We start from the raw sequence: 1386 nt of genomic DNA, 5'->3' as shown, positions 1-1386 counted from the left end.
CCAGGACCCCCGCCCGCTTCCCGTAGCCCGGGCCGTACCAGGGCGGGGTCCCGCTCCCCCGGGTGAGGTAGCGGTAGCGCTGGCCCTCCTTGGGCTCCCGGTGCCGCACCTTCACCGCCACCACCCTGCCCTGGGGGTCGTAGATGGGGAGGTAGAGGTCCCCCTCCGGGGAAAGGCCCATCCCGAGGAGGACCGCCTCCTTCAGGGCGATGCCCCGCCCCTTCAGCACCTCGGGGAGCCCGGTGGCCGCTTTCAGCCGGGCCTGGGCCTCGGCCAGGGCCTTCTCCAGGTCCAGGGGCGGGGGCTTGGGCCTCTCCCGCCTCTTTCGTCTCGGGGGCTCGGGAAGCGGCCTCTCCCCGAGGAGGATGGCCACCGCCTCCTCCTTGGAGAGGCCCGTGGCCAGGAGGAGGTGGTAGGCGTTGCCGCTCTCCCCGGTGGCGTGGTCCCGGAAAAACCACACCCCCCGGGACTTGAAGAGGGAGAGGGAGGGCTTCCTGTCCCCCCGCCAGGCCGCCCGGTAGAGCCCGGGCCTTCCCGGCTTTGCCCCGGAGTCCGGGAAGAGCCGGGCCACGAGCTCCGGAAGGTCCACGCCTTCTATGGCCTCGGTGAGCCGGTCCACGGCCTGCGCCGGGGGGCTTCAGGCCCCCTTGCCCCTAGGCCGCCTCCTCCGGTTCCAGGAACGCCTCGAGGACCACCCCGGCCCCGTCCTGGTCCAGCCTCACCCAGACCAGGGGCACCTCTTCCTGAAGGAAGAACACCTCCGCCGCAATCTCCCCCTTGGGCCGCCTGGGGGTGTGGGCGTAGCCCAAGACCTCAACCTGCCGCCTCTCCTCCGGGAGCAGGGCCGCCATGGGCACCACCAAGGCCTCCCCGTGGCCAAGGCGGCGGAAGGAGCCTTGTGGCAAGGCGAGAAGCCCCTCCAGGACGCCTTCCCTCAGGGCCACCACCAAGCGCTCCCGGGAAGGGAGCAGCCGCAACAGCCGGAACTCCGACTTCCCTTCCTCTGCAACCCGAACGCGGAAAAGGGCTTCAGTGCTCATAGCTCCACCTCAAAAGAAGCCGCATCGCCTCGAGGGCCTCCCGCCCCCGGAGAAGGAAGCGAAACACCCCTTGGACCTCTACCTCCGAAGCGGGCAGGCGCAGGGTGGGATAGGCGGGATTGTGGGGTTTGAGAACCACCGCGTTCCCCTCCGGGTAGATGTACTTGAGCGTGGTCTTCCCGTCGTGAAGCACGGCGGCGATCTCCCCCCGCCTTGGCCTCACCCCCCGCTCCACCACCACCACGTCCCCCTCCTCAAGGCCTGGACCGAGGGCAGGGGCCCCCTGAAGCCCAGCCCCAGGCCCTTCCACGAGCTCTGGAAGGAGGTGGAAGGTGGACGCTAGGAC

3 protein-coding genes are annotated in these 1386 nt (G+C 70.4%); all 3 read right to left on the bottom strand.

Annotated features, from left to right (window positions below):
- The coding region (locus AC01Y6_RS10355; RefSeq protein WP_476671438.1) for a hypothetical protein at positions 1-619 on the bottom strand (619 nt) is incomplete at its 3' end.
- A 34-nt stretch (positions 620-653) separates the two neighbouring features.
- On the bottom strand, positions 654-1040 hold the full coding sequence (locus tag AC01Y6_RS10350; RefSeq protein ID WP_428720475.1) for a hypothetical protein: 387 nt from the start codon (positions 1038-1040) through the stop codon (positions 654-656).
- Positions 1030-1263, bottom strand: coding sequence for a LexA family protein (locus AC01Y6_RS10345; protein ID WP_476671436.1), 234 nt, complete (start codon positions 1261-1263; stop codon positions 1030-1032). Before AC01Y6_RS10345 ends, AC01Y6_RS10350 begins: the two co-directional genes overlap by 11 nt.
- Between the last annotated feature and the right edge of the window lie 123 nt (positions 1264-1386).

Source organism: Thermus sp., from assembly GCF_056332225.1.
The sequence above is the reverse complement of the archived record's forward strand: the minus strand, read 5'-3'. Positions and strand labels throughout refer to the sequence as shown.